This is a genomic window from Pseudomonas sp. (assembly GCF_030150285.1).
In the GTDB taxonomy this organism is placed as follows: domain Bacteria; phylum Pseudomonadota; class Gammaproteobacteria; order Pseudomonadales; family Pseudomonadaceae; genus Aquipseudomonas.
On sequence record NZ_JASLGE010000095.1, the window covers coordinates 21,837 to 36,757 of the forward strand.

Here is a 14,921-nt window from a genome sequence, read left to right on the forward strand (position 1 = left end):
TTCAGCACTCCTTGGCCGTGTCGCGGCTAACCCGGTGTGAGACCAGCGTGGTTTAAGGGGGCCCTTTAGATCAAAAGCCAGATCAAAAGATCACGAGCAAGCTCGTTCCCACAAACGCTGCTCCTACACAAGGCTCAATACGGTTTGATCGCCGCCGGGTTCATCATGCGGGTCAGGCCCATGTTTTTCAGGGCCAGTTGCACGGTGCTGCGAATCACTTGAGGGTTGTCGATGGTCATGACTTCAGCCAGCAGTTCACGGGCGCGGCTCAGGCTGACCTGGCGCAGCATCCATTTCACTTTCGGCAGGTTGGTGGCGTTCATCGACAAGCTGTCAAAACCCATCGCCATAAGCAGAATCGCCGCGGCCGGGTCACCGGCCATTTCACCGCAGATACTCACCGGTTTGCCTTCGGCATGGGCGTCGCGCACCACGGTTTGCAGCGCTTGCAGCACCGCCGGGTGCAGGTAGTCGTACAGGTCGGCCACCCGTGGGTTGTTACGGTCCACGGCCAACAGGTATTGCGTCAGGTCATTGGAGCCCACTGACAGAAAGTCGACCTGGCGGGCCAGCTCTTTGGTCTGATAAACCGCTGCCGGAATCTCGATCATCACACCAATCGGCGGCATGGCCACGTCGGTGCCTTCGTCGCGCACCTCGCCCCAGGCACGGTGCAACAGGTGCAAGGCTTCTTCGAGTTCATGGGTGCCGGAGATCATTGGCAGCAAGATACGCAGGTTGTCCAGGCCTTCGCTGGCCTTGAGCATGGCGCGGGCCTGCACCAGGAAAATTTCCGGGTGGTCGAGGGTCACGCGAATCCCGCGCCAGCCCAGGAACGGGTTGTCTTCCTTGATCGGGAAGTAAGACAGTGACTTGTCGCCGCCAATGTCCAGGCTGCGCATGGTCACGGGTTGCGGATGGAAGGCCGCCAATTGCTCGCGATAAATCGCCAGTTGCTCCTTTTCGCTCGGAAAACGTTGGTTGATCATGAACGGCACTTCGGTGCGGTACAGACCCACACCTTCGGCCCCACGCTGTTGCGCCCGCGCCACATCGGCCAGCAAGCCAGTGTTGACCCACAACGGCATGCGGTGATTGTCCGGGGTGATGCACGGCAGTTCACGCAAGGCATCCAGCCCTTGGGACAACTGGCGCTCTTCCTCCACGACATCGGCGTATTGCTTGCGCAACACGTCGCTGGGGTTGGTGTAGACCTCGCCGTGATAGCCATCGACGATCATCTGAATGCCATCGACCTTGGAGTACGGCAGGTCAACCAGGCCCATCACCGTCGGGATGCCCATGGCCCGCGCCAGAATCGCGACGTGGGAGTTGCCCGAACCCAGTACCGACACCAGACCGACCAGTTTGCCTTCGGGCACTTCACCGAGCATGGTCGCGGTCAGTTCTTCGCTGACCAGAATGGTGTTGTCCGGGTAGACCATGGTCTGCTGGCGATCATGCTGCAAGTAAGCCAGCAGACGCCGCCCCAGGTCGCGCACATCGGACGCCCGCTCGCGCAGGTAATCGTCGTCCATAAGTTCGAAGCGGTTGACGTGATCGGTCACCACCTGGCGCAGCGCGCCTTGGGCCCATTGGCCGGTGTTGATCACTTTTTTGACTTCGAGGCCCAGCGACGCGTCGTCGAGCATCATCAGGTACACGTCGAACAGGGCCTGTTCTTCGGGGCGCAACTGAGTGGCGAGTTTTTTGGACACCGCGCGCATGTCATTGCGCACGCCTTCGAGGGCCGTTTTGAACAGGGCAATTTCAGCGGGAATGTCGGTGACGGCTTTATCAGGCACCACGTCCAGATCTGCCGGCGGCAGCATGACCACCGCCGTGCCGACCGCTGCACCGGGCGAACCCGGTACCCCCACGAACTTGGCTTCCTGAATTCCCTTGCCCTGACGCCCCAAGCCACGAATCGAGCCTGTGGCTTCAGCGTGGGCAATAACCCCCGCCAGCTGTGCGCTCATGGTCACAAGGAAGGCTTCTTCGCCTTCGTCGAACTGGCGGCGTTCCTTTTGCTGGATGACCAGAACCCCCACCACGCGGCGGTGGTGAATGATCGGTGCACCGAGGAAAGAGGCGTAGCGCTCTTCACCCGTCTCGGCAAAATAGCGGTAGCGAGGGTGATCGGCGGCGTTTTCGAGGTTCAGAGGTTCTTCGCGGGTACCCACCAGGCCTACCAGGCCTTCGTTGGGGGCCATGCTGACCTTGCCGATCGAACGCTTGTTCAAGCCTTCGGTCGCCATCAGCACAAAACGGTTGGTCTCTGGATCAAGCAAATAGACCGAGCAGACCTGACTGCCCATAGCCTCTTTGACGCGCAACACAATAATCCCCAACGCCGCCTTCAGATCTTTGGCGGCGTTAACTTCCTGGACGATCTTGCGCAGCGTATTGAGCATGGCTCGGGGTCGAACTCCGTGTCAGGCGCGCGTTAAAAGGCGCGGGGCAAGCTCTTTGAGAGCGCGACGGTAAACCTCGCGCTTGAATGTCACCACCTGGCCCAACGGGTACCAATAACTGACCCAGCGCCAGCCATCGAACTCCGGTTTACCGGTCAAATCCATCCGTACCCGTTGTTCGTTAGACACCAGGCGCAGTAAAAACCACTTCTGCTTCTGGCCGATACACAACGGTTGGCTGTGGGTACGGACCAGACGCTGCGGCAAACGATAACGCAACCAGCCGCGTGTACAGGCTAGTATTTCGACATCATCGCGCTCAAGGCCAACTTCTTCGTTCAACTCACGGTACAAGGCGTCTTCAGGCGTTTCGTCAGGGTTGATACCGCCCTGCGGAAACTGCCACGCGTCTTGATTGATACGGCGAGCCCAAAGTACCTGGCCAGCATCATTTGTCAGAATAATCCCGACATTAGGGCGGAAACCATCGGGGTCGATCACGGCAACAACCTCGCAGACGCATATCACCGCATTGTTCCACAAAGGTTGTTAAAGCAGCAACGCGCCTTCCTGCCTTATGTGCACTCTTATTAAAAGACCGTATTCTTGTGGGCTTTCCACCGACAGCACAGCGGGTAATTGCAATGCGTTTGGCTTTATTCGACTTGGACAACACTCTTTTAGGCGGCGACAGTGACCACGCGTGGGGCGACTACCTGTGCGAACGCGGCATCCTGGACTTTACGGCGTATAAGAAACGCAACGACGAGTTCTATCAGGATTACCTGGCGGGCACGCTAGATAACGCCGCCTACCTGAATTTCAGCATGGAAATTTTTGGTCGCCACGACATGGCGCAACTCGACCAATGGCACCGCGAGTTCATGCGCGACCGTATTGACTCGTTGCTGCTGCCCAAGGCCGATGCACTGCTGACCAAGCACCGCGAAGCGGGCGATACGCGGGTGATCATCACCGCCACCAACCGCTTTGTGACCGGGCCCATCGCCAAACGCCTGGGTGTGGAGCATTTGATTGCCACGGAATGTGAGAAGGTCGATGGCCGCTACACCGGCCGCAGCACCGATGTGCCGTGCTTCCGCGAAGGCAAAGTGACACGCCTGAACCGCTGGATCGAAGAAAACGGCTACAGCCTGGCTGACAGCTATTTTTACAGCGATTCGATGAACGACTTGCCGTTGCTGGAGCAAGTAACGCATCCAGTGGCTGTGGACCCGGACCCAAACCTGCGGGCCGAAGCTGAAAAACGTGGCTGGCCGGTGATTTCCCTGCGCGACTGACCATAACCTGCAGGAGCTTGCTCGCGATCTTTTGATCTTTAAAAAAGATCGCGAGCAAGCTCGCTCCTACAGGGGTTTGGCACCCATCATTGCCGCAATGGCGATAAAGCAAATCGCGCAAAAAATCGCCAACACCACGGTAAACCAGGGGTATCGCGCCATCCGCCCCAACCGCAGGCGATTCAGCCGTACCACCAGCCACAGCCAGCTCAGACCTCCCAGCAGGTACAAAACACTTCCCGCCAGTAACCACAGTTGGCTCAGCGGCCAGCCCGCCAGGTGCACCAGAAACCAGCCACTGACCGGCAACGCCAGCAAGCACAGGCCCATCAGCCCCCAGACAAACCCCCACGGGCGGCGCAGCAGGCCACCCGCGAGGAGCATGTCACCGGCACGCCAACGGCGAATCACCACCACCAACAAGGCAAGGGCGCTAACGAACAGCAGCACCGTCGACACGCCATGCAGTAATTTCAGCGCTGCGAAATGTTCCATGTCATCGATTCCTGGGGGCGATTCATTCAGCGTAGCGTCAATCAGCCAAGAAACAGTTGATAGGCCGGGTTATCGCTTTCGTCCCAGTACGGGTAGCCAATTTCGGCCAGCACCGCCGGTACCAGGTGACGCTCATCGGCCGGGACTTGCAGGCCCGCCATCACACGGCCATCGGCCGCACCGTGGTTACGGTAATGGAACATCGTGATGTTCCAGTGACCGCCCAATTTGTTGAGGAAGTTGAACAACGCGCCCGGTCGATCCGGAAACTCGAAGCGGAACAACAATTCATCGCTGACTTTGGCTGCGTGCCCGCCCACCATATGGCGAATGTGCAACTTGGCCAGTTCGTTGTCCGTCAGGTCCACCACCTTGAAACCTTGCTCGGCGAGGCTGCTCAACAGCCCGCTGCGCGGGTCGTTCACCGGGTGCGTCTGCACGCCAACAAAGATGTGAGCTTCGCTGGCCGTGTGATAGCGGTAGTTGAATTCGGTGATCTGCCGCTTGCCAATGGCCTGGCAGAAGGCCTTGAAGCTGCCGATTTCTTCCGGGATGGTCACCGCAATGATGGCTTCACGACCTTCGCCCAACTCGGCGCGTTCGGCCACATGGCGCAAACGGTCGAAGTTGACATTGGCACCTGAATCGATGGCCACCAGCGTCTGGCCGGTCACACCGTACAGCTCGACGTATTTTTTGATACCGGCCACGCCCAACGCGCCGGCAGGTTCGGTGATCGAGCGGGTATCGTCGAAGATGTCCTTGATCGCGGCACAGATCTCGTCGGTGCTGACGGTGATCACTTCGTCGACATAGTCTTTGCAGATATCAAAGGTGTGCTGGCCAATCTGGGCCACCGCCACGCCGTCGGCAAAGATCCCGACCGATGGCAGTACCACACGTTCACCCGCCGCCATGGCGGCTTGCAGGCAATTGGAATCATCGGGTTCGACGCCGATGATTTTGATGTCTGGCCGCAGGTATTTCACATACGCCGCGATGCCCGCGATCAGCCCGCCGCCGCCCACCGGTACGAAAATCGCGTCCAGCGGTGCCGGGTGTTGGCGCAAAATCTCCATCGCCACGGTGCCCTGCCCGGCGATGGTATGCGGGTCATCGTAGGGGTGAACATAGACGTAGCCTTCCTGCTCCACCAGTTTGAGCGAGTAGGCCAGGGCTTCAGGGAAGGAGTCGCCGTGCAGCACCACAATGCCACCGCGCGAACGCACGCCTTCAATCTTGATCTCAGGGGTGGTTTTAGGCATGACGATGGTGGCTTTGACACCCAGCACTCTGGCCGCCAGGGCCAGGCCTTGGGCATGGTTGCCCGCCGAGGCCGTCACCACGCCACACGCACGCTCAGCGTCGCTCAGGTGCATCAGCTTGTTGTAAGCGCCACGAATCTTGAACGAGTACACCGGCTGCAGATCTTCGCGTTTAAGCCAAATATGGTTGCCCAACCGTTCGGTCAACTGGTTGGCGGCTTGCAGGGGCGTTTCAACGGCGACGTCATACACGCGCGAGTTGAGGATCTTCTTAACGTACTGTTCGAGCATCGGAAAGCGTCACTGTGCGAGTTAGCAGGGACTCAGGAGTCTACCCCAGCGTTTACACGGCCGACCATACGAATCCAAAGGTTTTGACCGCTTGGGTTATACTTGCCGCCCTTCTGTTTACCCTTCCCGCCCCGGAGCCCGCATGACCCAGGATCAACTCAAACAGGCCGTTGCCCAGGCCGCTGTCGACTTCATCCTTCCAAAACTGGATGACAAGAGCATTGTTGGGGTTGGCACCGGCTCTACCGCCAACTGCTTTATTGACGCGCTGGCCCAACACAAGGGCGCTTTCGACGGTGCCGTGGCCAGCTCCGAAGCCACTGCCGCACGCCTGAAGGGCCACGGCATTCCGGTGTATGAGCTGAACACGGTCAGCGACCTGGAGTTCTACGTTGACGGGGCCGATGAAAGCGATGAAAACCTGAACCTGATCAAAGGCGGCGGCGCAGCCCTGACCCGCGAGAAAATCGTCGCGGCCGTGGCCAAAACGTTTATCTGCATCGCCGACGCCAGCAAACTGGTGCCTGTGCTGGGTGCGTTCCCGCTGCCGGTCGAAGTTATCCCGATGGCCCGCAGCCACGTGGCCCGCGAATTGGTCAAGCTGGGCGGCGACCCGGTGTACCGCGAAGGTGTTATCACGGATAACGGCAACATCATCATCGACGTGTACAACATGACTATCGTCAACCCGGTTGAGCTGGAAGCTCAGATCAACGCCATCGTCGGTGTTGTGACCAACGGTTTGTTCGCCGCCCGCCCGGCTGACCTGCTGTTGCTGGGTACCCCTGAAGGCGTGCAAACCCTGAGCAAGTAAGCATTGCGACAGCGTTTGTAGTCGCTGCGCCAGCTGCGATAAGGGCGGCAGCGACTACAAACATGGATGCTATGGTTTTTTGAACACGTAAAACAGGTTCGGCTCGCTCACCACGTACACCGTCCCGTCATCGTCCATCGCAATGCCTTCGGCCTGCGGCACTGAAGCCTTGAGCCCATGCCGGCCCTTTTTCAGCGACAACGCGCTGATAGGGCGACCGTTCATATCCAGTTCCAGCAACAACTTCGACTCATCAGACAGCGCCAGTAAATGCCCGCTGCGCTCATCAAACTGCAAACTCGATAAATCACGCACAAACAACCGCGCATCACGGCGGGGGTTGGTGACCACATGGACGGCGTAAGGCGTTTTCGGGTCGTCGTGGGGGAAACCTCGCACTTCGTAAATCAGCATCGGGTCACGCTCTTTGGCCACAAACAAGCGCTTGCCCGCCACGTCATACGCCAGCCCTTCGAAGCCTTTGTTGCCCGCGCTATTGATGCCCAGGGTCAGTTGCTCAGCGTCAGCCGCGTCCAGTACCTGGGTGTGATCATCGACCTTTACCTTGATCAACCGCTGTTGACGTTCGTCGGTGATCACGTAAGTCCCCTCCCCCACATACTCAACCGCCTCGGCATCCCCAAAGCCGATCAGCGGGATGCGCCGCAAAATTCGCCCATCAAGAGACAGCTCGATCAGTTCCGCTTTCTGGTTAGTCACGGTAAACAGGCTTTTACGCAGTGGGTCGTAGGTCAGGGCCGACACATCGTCATCCAGCCCTTCAATAACCTTGCCTTGCAGTACCGCGCGGTATTCACCCAGATGGATGCCATTGGGGTTTTCAGGTGCCCACACCCGGCTCACGTTGAACCAGGCGCGCTCGAACAGCCGATAGTGATGGGCGGCATAGGTGGCCGTTACCAGGGCCACAAGGCCGAGGCAGATAATGAACAGGGTTAAGCGGTGGGTACGACGCATGGGCTGGGCTCTAGGCAGATCAGGCCGCTGGAATACCACGGCGCAATGAATTCAAGCTTAAACCCGATGTATGACCTGTGAAGCGAGCATCTCGCTCCACAGTATGTCGCCCTATTTCGGCTTTTTCTCAAAGCGATAAAACAGGTTCGGCTCACTGACCATATACAACGTGCCGTGTTCATCAATCGCGACGCCTTCGGCCCTCGGAATGGTATTTTTCAGGCCATTCAAACCCCGCAGCAACGCCATGAAGCTGACTTGTTCACCCAACTCATCCAGTTCGAGCAGCATGTGCGAATCGGCTGACAATACCAGCGTATGACCGGTGCGCGGGTCGATGCTCAAGGCTGACAAATTACGCAAATCCAACTCATCGCTGGGGACTTTTTGCTTGTCACCCGTGAGTACCTGGCTGCCATCGCTCTTCCACACAAACAACGCAGGCGGACGCTCTTCACCCAGCAGTAATTGCTGACGACGTGGGTCCCAGGCGATCGCCTCAAAAGCCTTGTTCTGGTTCTTGGAAACACCCAGATCGTATTTCGGGAAGTCAGCCATGTTCAGGGTGGTGGTGTCAGCGTCAACCTTGACGATGCTCAGCATGTGCTCACGCTCATCAACGATGGCAATTAGCCCGTTTTCCAGCACCGCAAGGCCTTCCGGGTTGCTCCAACCCACCAGCGGGATTTTGCGCAGAACGTCCCCCTCAAGGGTCAGCTCCACCAGGAACGGGTTTTTACCCATCACCGAAAACAGTGTTTTAGTCAGCGGGTTATAGGACAGGTCCGACGCCTCATCCTTTTCCATGCCCGGCAACGGTTTGGCATCAATCACGGCAGTGTAATCCGGCAACCAGACGCTCTCGTTTTGCTCGGTCTGGCTCTCAAACTGCTCCAACACCCACAACATACTCCGGTCATCCCAATGCAGGACGTACGCCACTGCGTAAAACGCTATGGCGAACAGCAAAAACCAAGAGTACCAACGAAAGCGCAAGCGCGAGCGGCCAGAAGGGGGCAAGTGAGGGGCTGAGACCATTGCGTGATTTTCCAGTAATTTGAGCGTACCTAAATATCACAAAGCAGATAAACCGACTGCTTCGCTCACGCTGATTATGCACATTGTCTGTGAAAGAAATGGTAAAGCCCCCCCGCGCCTCGGCCTGTATGGCCAGCGTGCCAGGAACCCCGGCAGCACCGCATGAATCACGCCCACCCGAGAACAAACCACACTCCGAATATATAAAATAATACGTAGGAGTTGTCTTTAACTAGCACTAGCGAGAACAGCCGCTAATATTCAAGCATCTACGGCCCGACTCTTGAGCCGTGCTCGCCCCCTGCAAAAAATGCACATAACGGCATAGGTGCATTAATCGTCACACCGTTCATGACATGAAGCGTCCCCCTGTAATAACGCGCTTGACCAGTAGGAATTTTCTGAATAAACAGGAAACTTACTTATTCACAACCACCTTGCTTGACACTAAAGCTTCTAGCCTCTTATCTAATAAAACCAACTGAGGCCTGCACCTTAAAGTAAACACTGAACAACCGGCTGCCGTGCATCCGCTCGTTCAGCATGAGCATTCCGGCTACACGACATAATCTGTGATCTGCACCCCTACGCAGCGGCTGTATCGACAGGACTCGTCCTTACATAGAAGCAAGACAGGAAGTTTAGAAATGCCCTTCACCTCACACGCCAACAAGTTAATAGCACCCACACTGTCAAGTCCGGGAAAGTACACTATTTGTGCTCGGGCCGCCGAACACTTAGTTATTACGATAATGCCGTACGACACAATGGAAGAAGGTGATCTGATTGAGCTGTTCTGGGACGGCCGTTACATAACTTCATGCCAACTTGGCAAGTACGACCTCTATCAACCCATCTCATTAAGAGTACCGCAAAGTTTTATTCAAAATGGCACAGCCCGCCTTTATTATCGGGTGATGCATATTGGCTGTAGCCCTGCGCTTTCATTACAACTTAAAGTCTTTATCAAACTTGACTGCCCTGGCGGCGAAGCCATCGGTGAAGAAAACCAGGGCCTCGCTCCCGTGATGATCCCCGCTGGCCTGCAACGGTATGGCGTCAACCCTATCCAAATGAAACGTGGCGTGCCCCTGACCATTGAGCCTTATCGCAATATGGCCAGCGACGATGAAATTACCGTGAGGTGGGGCGACGTGCGTATGGACCTGCCCAAACTGCGCAAGGTGGATATCGGCAAGCCGGTAAACGTGTTTATCCCCCCCGACATCATTCAAGAAGCCGGCGAAGACCCCGCGCTGGAAATCACCTATTGCGTGATTGACCGCGTGGGCAATAACTCGCGCTGGGCCCCCGGCCGGACACTCAAGGTCGGCACCAACAAACGCTACATCAACCCTGCCCCACGCGAGCGGCTGCGTGCGGCCGAGCCGCGCCCCAATTGGGGCAACTAGCCCGAGCGGAATCATCTATCCATATTCCTAAAAGTTAGTTTTTTAAATTTTTATACTCGATTAGGGTATATGCACCGGACCACCGGACCTCTGCTGTAATTCGCGCCGCTCAAGCGGCGCTCCACACAACGATGAGAGGTAGGTATGGTCGGTACAATTACCCTTGTGCAGAACGCCAGGGCATTGCGTGCACTCAAGGAGAGACGCTGATGTCAAACCTGGCCAATGCACAACGTCAAAGCGACCTGGATGTCGCTCCCGAGTTGCTCAAAGCGCATGTCCTGCGCACTGACAACGAAGCCCTTCAGGCCGCCCATGACCTGGCGAACGCCGCGCGTGAGCATGCCGCCAAACGTGACCAGCAACGGAAATTGCCGTGGTCGCATATCGAGCAATTTACTCGCAGTGGCTTGGGCAGTATTTCCATCCCGCGCGAATTCGGCGGGCCGCAGGTGTCATTCGTCACCCTGGCTGAAGTGTTTGTCATCATCTCCGCCGCTGACCCCGCGCTAGGGCAAATTCCACAGAATCAGGTGGGCATTCTCAATCTGATTTCGGCCACCGCCACACCGGCGCAAAAAAAAGACCTCTTCAGTCACGTTCTGCAAGGCTGGCGCATTGCCAATGCCGGGCCTGAGCGCGGCAGTAAAAACACCCTGGAACTCAAAGCTCGCATCACGGCCGACGGTGATGAATTCATTATCAACGGCCAGAAGTTTTATTCCACTGGCTCACTGTTCGCGCACTGGATCGCCGTCAAGGCGCTTAATGAAGACGGCAAACAGGTCATGGCCTTTGTACGCCGTGGCACACCGGGCCTGCGCGTGGTCGATGACTGGTCGGGTTTTGGCCAGCGCACCACCGCCAGCGGCACCGTACTGCTCAATAACGTGCGGGTCGACGCCGAGCGGGTGATCGATAACTGGCGCCTCAACGAAACCCCGCATATTCAGGGTGCCGTGTCGCAATTGATCCAGGCAGCGATCGACCTGGGTATCGCTCGCGAAGCCATTAACGATGCCATCCATTTTGTGCGCGAGCGTTCGCGCCCGTGGGTCGATGCCAAGGTCGAACGCAACAGCGATGACCCTTACGTGATTGCCGACATCGGTAAATTGAAGATTGAACTGCACGCCGCCGAGGCGGTACTGCGCAAGGCCGGCCGCGTGCTCGATGAGGTCAGCGCGGCACCTATCGACGCGCAGTCAGCGGCCCGCGCCTCGATTGCCGTGGCCGAAGCCAAGGTGCTCAGCACCGAGCTGTCGTTGCTGGCCAGTGAAAAACTCTTCGAGCTGGCGGGCAGCCGCGCCAGCCTGGCCGAATTCAACCTCGACCGGCACTGGCGCAATGCTCGCGTGCATACCCTGCACGACCCGGTGCGCTGGAAGTACTACGCCATCGGTGCCTATCGCCTTAACGGCACCTTGCCCGCCCGGCATTCCTGGATCTGACCCTGGAGACACCCCATGTCACTGACATCCCAACAGGTCCCGGTCATCCACAGTGATGCCGAGGCCCTGAGCGTAGCGCGTGAACTGGCCGCGCATTTCAAACGTGAAAGCGCTGTGCGTGACCGCGAGCGGCGCTTGCCCTTTGATGAACTCGAACTGTTTTCACACACCGGGCTGTGGGGCATTACGGTGCCCAAGGCCTACGGCGGCGCAGGCGTATCCAATGTCACCCTGGCTGAAGTGATAGCGTTGATTGCCGCGGCGGACGCGTCGCTGGGGCAAATCCCGCAAAACCATTTTTACGCCCTCGAAGTGCTGCGGGTGAATGGCTGCGAATCACAAAAACAGCGACTGTACGCCGACGTGTTGGCCGGGCAGCGATTCGGAAATGCACTGGCCGAACTCGGCACCAAGACCGCCCATGACCGCACCACGCATTTGGCCAAGGCCGAGCACGGTTACCGCATCACGGGGCGCAAGTTTTACGCCACGGGCGCGTTGTATGCCCAGCGCATCCCCACGTCGGTGGTGGATGACCACGGCGTGCAGCACCTGGCCTTTGTGCGCAGCGACAGCGAAGGCCTGCACGTGATTGATGACTGGAGCGGCTTTGGTCAGCGCACCACGGGCAGCGGGTCGGTGGTGTTCGATAACGTGTTTGTTGCCGCCGATGACGTGATCCCCTTTCAAACCGCCTTTGAACGCCCGACCCCGGTGGGACCGCTGGCGCAAATTCTGCACGCGGCCATCGACACCGGCATCGCCCGCGGGGCTTTTGCAGACGCGCTGCACTTTGTGCGCACCAAAACCCGGCCGTGGATCGACGCCACCACCGACATCGCCAGCGAAGACCCGCTCACCCTCAACAGTTTCGGCCACTTGAGCGTGCGCCTGAGCGCCGCCAACGCCCTGCTGGAACGGGCTGGCGAGTTTCTCGACAGCGCCCAAACCCACACCACCGCCAATACGGTGGCCGCTGCATCCATTGCCGTGGCTGAAGCGCGCGCACTGAGCACGGAAATCGCTCTGGCAGCGGGCAGCACCTTGTTTGAACTGGCGGGCAGCCAGGCCACGCTGGCCGAACACGGCCTCGATCGCCACTGGCGCAACGCCCGCGTGCACACCCTGCACGACCCGGTGCGCTGGAAGTACCACGCCGTGGGCAATTACTACCTCAACGATGAAAACCCACCCCGGCGGGGGACCCTCTGATGAGCAAAAAGAAAATCCTGATCAATGCCTTCAACATGAACTGCATCGGTCATATCAATCACGGGTTGTGGACTCATCCACAAGACACCTCCACCCAGTTCAATACGCTGGAGTACTGGACCGAACTGGCCCAATTGCTGGAGCGCGGGCTGTTCGACGGGCTGTTTATCGCCGACATCGTGGGCGTGTACGACGTGTATCAGAAGTCCATCGACGTGCCGCTCAAGGAGTCGATTCAACTTCCGGTCAACGACCCGTTGCTGCTGGTGTCCGCGATGGCGGCGGTGACCAGGCATCTCGGGTTTGGCCTGACCGCGAACCTGACCTACGAAGCGCCGTATCTGTTCGCGCGCCGTATGTCGACGCTCGATCACCTGACCCGTGGCCGCGTGGGCTGGAACATCGTCACCGGCTACCTGGACAGCGCCGCCAAGGCCATGGGCCTGACCGAACAGGTCGAACACGACCGTCGTTACGACCAGGCCGATGAATACCTGGAGGTGCTGTACAAGCTGTGGGAAGGCAGTTGGGAAGACGACGCCGTGCTCAACGATCCGGTGCAACGCATCTATGCCCGGCCCGACAAAGTGCACAAGGTCAAACACGCGGGCGAGTTTTATCAGGTGGAGGGCTACCACCTCTGCGAGCCATCGCCGCAGCGCACGCCCGTGCTGTTTCAGGCCGGCAGTTCTGAGCGCGGCCTGGCGTTTGCCGGGCGTCATGCCGAGTGTGTGTTTATCAGCGGTCAGACCAAAGCCGCAACCAAAGCACAAGTCGACAAGGTGCGCGCCAGCGCCGTAGCAGCCGGGCGCAACGCCGATGACATCAAGCTGTTTATGGGCATCAATGTGATCGTTGCGCCCACTGAAGCACACGCCCAGGCCAAGCGTGACGAGTACCTGAGCTACGCCAGCGCCGAGGCCGGGGTGGCGCATTTTTCCAGCTCCACCGGCATCGACTTTGCCGACTATGCGTTGGACGAGCCTATCCAACACGTGAAAAGCAACGCCATTCAGTCGGCCACCAGCGTGCTGAAAAACAACGACTGGACACGCCGCAAATTGCTTGAGCAGCACGCTTTGGGCGGGCGCTACATCACCTTGGTGGGGTCGCCGGAGCAGGTGGCCGACGAACTGGAGTCGTGGATAAACGAAACCGGCCTCGACGGCTTCAACCTGACCCGCATCGTCACGCCACAAAGCTATGTCGACTTTATCGACCTGGTGGTACCCGAGTTGCAACGCCGGGGTTCCTACAAGACGGCTTACGACAGCGGCAGCCTGCGGCAAAAACTGTTTACCGACGGTGAGGCGCACTTGCCGCAACGCCATACCGGCGCGAACTACCGCCACACCGCATGACCTGCTCGCGGTCTTTTAACGATCAAAAAATCGCGAGCACGCTCGCACCTAAACGTACGCATTCTGACTGGATATTAATGATGAACAACAAACACTTTTCTCACCCAGTCAAAGCACTGGTTCTGGTCCTCGGGCTGTTCAGCGGCCTTGCCGTGGCTGGGGAAGCCCCGCTCAAGGTCGGCACCACGGCGGCCTTTGCCCCGGCCCTGGAAACCACGGTGGCTGAAGCCAAGAAGCAAGGGTTGGACGTCGAGCTGGTGGAGTTTACCGACTGGATCGCGCCCAATGTCAGCCTGGCCGCTGGCGACATCGACGTGAACTACTTCCAGCACAAACCGTTTCTGGAAAACGCCAACGCGGCGGGCAAATGGAACCTTGAGCCTTACGCACCGGGCATCATCAACAACGTGGGGCTGTACTCCAAAAAGTACAAAAGCATTGAAGACTTGCCGGTGGGCGCAACCGTGGCCATCGCCAATGACCCGATCAACAGCGGCCGTGGCCTGCAGTTGCTGGCCAAGGCGGGCCTGATCACCCTCAAGCCGGGCGTGGCGTACAAGGCCACCGAGGAAGACATCACCGCCAACCCCAAGAAAATCAAAATTTTGCAGGTTGAAGCGGTGCAACTGGTACGCGCCTACGACGATGCCGACCTGGTGCAGGGCTACCCGCACTACATCCGCCTGGCCAAAACCTTTGATGCCGGTTCCGCGCTGCTGTTCGACGGCATCGACCACCCGGAGTACGTCATTCAGTTTGTGATTGCACCCAAGAGCAAAGACGACCCGCGACTGGCCAAGTTCGTTGATATCTATCAGCACTCACCCGAAGTCCGCGCTTCGCTGGACAAGGCCTACGGCACTCTTTACCAACCTGGCTGGAACTGATC

General features: G+C 58.3%; 13 protein-coding genes. 7 read left to right on the top strand and 6 right to left on the bottom strand.

The window, feature by feature from the left end:
- Positions 1–134: 134 nt before the first annotated feature.
- Entirely contained in the window at positions 135–2,414 is a 2,280-nt protein-coding gene (ptsP, locus tag Q1W15_RS22470; protein ID WP_300732717.1) for a phosphoenolpyruvate--protein phosphotransferase, read from the bottom strand.
- A 21-nt stretch (positions 2,415–2,435) separates the two neighbouring features.
- Positions 2,436–2,915: an RNA pyrophosphohydrolase gene (locus Q1W15_RS22475; RefSeq protein WP_300732721.1), complete on the bottom strand. Its 480-nt coding sequence runs from the start codon at positions 2,913–2,915 to the stop codon at positions 2,436–2,438.
- 143 nt (positions 2,916–3,058) lie between these two features.
- Here Q1W15_RS22475 and Q1W15_RS22480 point away from each other — a divergent pair, with 143 nt between their 5' ends.
- Complete coding sequence (locus Q1W15_RS22480; RefSeq protein ID WP_300732724.1) at positions 3,059–3,715, top strand: HAD family phosphatase; 657 nt, start codon at positions 3,059–3,061, stop codon at positions 3,713–3,715.
- Positions 3,716–3,781: 66 nt separating this feature from the next.
- On the opposite strand, the gene Q1W15_RS22485 is transcribed toward Q1W15_RS22480, so the two are convergent.
- Entirely contained in the window at positions 3,782–4,210 is a 429-nt protein-coding gene (locus Q1W15_RS22485; protein ID WP_300732727.1) for a DUF2269 family protein, read from the bottom strand.
- Between the two features lie 41 nt (positions 4,211–4,251).
- Positions 4,252–5,766: a threonine ammonia-lyase, biosynthetic gene (gene ilvA / locus Q1W15_RS22490; RefSeq protein WP_300732730.1), complete on the bottom strand. Its 1,515-nt coding sequence runs from the start codon at positions 5,764–5,766 to the stop codon at positions 4,252–4,254.
- Positions 5,767–5,908: 142 nt separating this feature from the next.
- Between ilvA and rpiA the strand changes: the two genes are divergently transcribed.
- Positions 5,909–6,580, top strand: a complete 672-nt coding sequence (gene rpiA, locus Q1W15_RS22495; protein ID WP_300732732.1) for a ribose-5-phosphate isomerase RpiA — start codon at positions 5,909–5,911, stop codon at positions 6,578–6,580.
- A gap of 69 nt (positions 6,581–6,649) precedes the next feature.
- Here rpiA and Q1W15_RS22500 read toward each other — a convergent pair whose 3' ends face one another.
- Together Q1W15_RS22500 and Q1W15_RS22505 are read right to left on the bottom strand one after the other, a co-directional pair.
- Positions 6,650–7,558, bottom strand: coding sequence for an SdiA-regulated domain-containing protein (locus tag Q1W15_RS22500; RefSeq protein WP_300732735.1), 909 nt, complete (start codon positions 7,556–7,558; stop codon positions 6,650–6,652).
- Between the two features lie 111 nt (positions 7,559–7,669).
- Positions 7,670–8,596 carry an SdiA-regulated domain-containing protein gene (locus tag Q1W15_RS22505; RefSeq protein WP_300732738.1) on the bottom strand — a complete coding sequence of 309 codons (927 nt, stop codon included), beginning with the start codon at positions 8,594–8,596 and terminating at the stop codon, positions 7,670–7,672.
- 647 nt (positions 8,597–9,243) lie between these two features.
- Here Q1W15_RS22505 and Q1W15_RS22510 point away from each other — a divergent pair.
- The 5 genes from Q1W15_RS22510 (at position 9,244) to Q1W15_RS22530 (ending at position 14,919) form a co-directional block, all read left to right on the top strand.
- Positions 9,244–10,008 (top strand): hypothetical protein, encoded by a 765-nt coding sequence (locus Q1W15_RS22510; RefSeq protein WP_300732741.1) that lies wholly within the window; start codon positions 9,244–9,246, stop codon positions 10,006–10,008.
- Between the two features lie 209 nt (positions 10,009–10,217).
- The gene (locus tag Q1W15_RS22515; RefSeq protein WP_300732744.1) at positions 10,218–11,459 is read left to right on the top strand and encodes an SfnB family sulfur acquisition oxidoreductase; all 1,242 of its coding nucleotides are present in this window, start codon (positions 10,218–10,220) and stop codon (positions 11,457–11,459) included.
- Between the two features lie 15 nt (positions 11,460–11,474).
- Positions 11,475–12,671: an SfnB family sulfur acquisition oxidoreductase gene (locus tag Q1W15_RS22520; RefSeq protein WP_300732746.1), complete on the top strand. Its 1,197-nt coding sequence runs from the start codon at positions 11,475–11,477 to the stop codon at positions 12,669–12,671.
- Positions 12,671–14,032, top strand: coding sequence for an LLM class flavin-dependent oxidoreductase (locus Q1W15_RS22525; RefSeq protein WP_300732748.1), 1,362 nt, complete (start codon positions 12,671–12,673; stop codon positions 14,030–14,032). Before Q1W15_RS22520 ends, Q1W15_RS22525 begins: the two co-directional genes overlap by 1 nt.
- Before the next feature lie 80 nt (positions 14,033–14,112).
- Positions 14,113–14,919: a MetQ/NlpA family ABC transporter substrate-binding protein gene (locus tag Q1W15_RS22530; RefSeq protein ID WP_300732751.1), complete on the top strand. Its 807-nt coding sequence runs from the start codon at positions 14,113–14,115 to the stop codon at positions 14,917–14,919.
- The last annotated feature ends 2 nt before the right edge of the window (positions 14,920–14,921 follow it).

What these genes read in the sequence shown, in the direction of transcription:
- ptsP (WP_300732717.1), bottom strand. Translation starts at nt 2,414, where the DNA reads ATGCTCAATACGCTGCGCAAGATCGTCCAGGAAGTTAACGCCGCCAAA.
- Q1W15_RS22480 (WP_300732724.1), top strand. Translation starts at nt 3,059, where the DNA reads ATGCGTTTGGCTTTATTCGACTTGGACAACACTCTTTTAGGCGGCGAC.
- Q1W15_RS22485 (WP_300732727.1), bottom strand. Translation starts at nt 4,210, where the DNA reads ATGGAACATTTCGCAGCGCTGAAATTACTGCATGGCGTGTCGACGGTG.
- ilvA (WP_300732730.1), bottom strand. Translation starts at nt 5,766, where the DNA reads ATGCTCGAACAGTACGTTAAGAAGATCCTCAACTCGCGCGTGTATGAC.
- rpiA (WP_300732732.1), top strand. Translation starts at nt 5,909, where the DNA reads ATGACCCAGGATCAACTCAAACAGGCCGTTGCCCAGGCCGCTGTCGAC.
- Q1W15_RS22500 (WP_300732735.1), bottom strand. Translation starts at nt 7,558, where the DNA reads ATGCGTCGTACCCACCGCTTAACCCTGTTCATTATCTGCCTCGGCCTT.
- Q1W15_RS22505 (WP_300732738.1), bottom strand. Translation starts at nt 8,596, where the DNA reads ATGGTCTCAGCCCCTCACTTGCCCCCTTCTGGCCGCTCGCGCTTGCGC.
- Q1W15_RS22510 (WP_300732741.1), top strand. Translation starts at nt 9,244, where the DNA reads ATGCCCTTCACCTCACACGCCAACAAGTTAATAGCACCCACACTGTCA.
- Q1W15_RS22515 (WP_300732744.1), top strand. Translation starts at nt 10,218, where the DNA reads ATGTCAAACCTGGCCAATGCACAACGTCAAAGCGACCTGGATGTCGCT.
- Q1W15_RS22520 (WP_300732746.1), top strand. Translation starts at nt 11,475, where the DNA reads ATGTCACTGACATCCCAACAGGTCCCGGTCATCCACAGTGATGCCGAG.
- Q1W15_RS22525 (WP_300732748.1), top strand. Translation starts at nt 12,671, where the DNA reads ATGAGCAAAAAGAAAATCCTGATCAATGCCTTCAACATGAACTGCATC.
- Q1W15_RS22530 (WP_300732751.1), top strand. Translation starts at nt 14,113, where the DNA reads ATGAACAACAAACACTTTTCTCACCCAGTCAAAGCACTGGTTCTGGTC.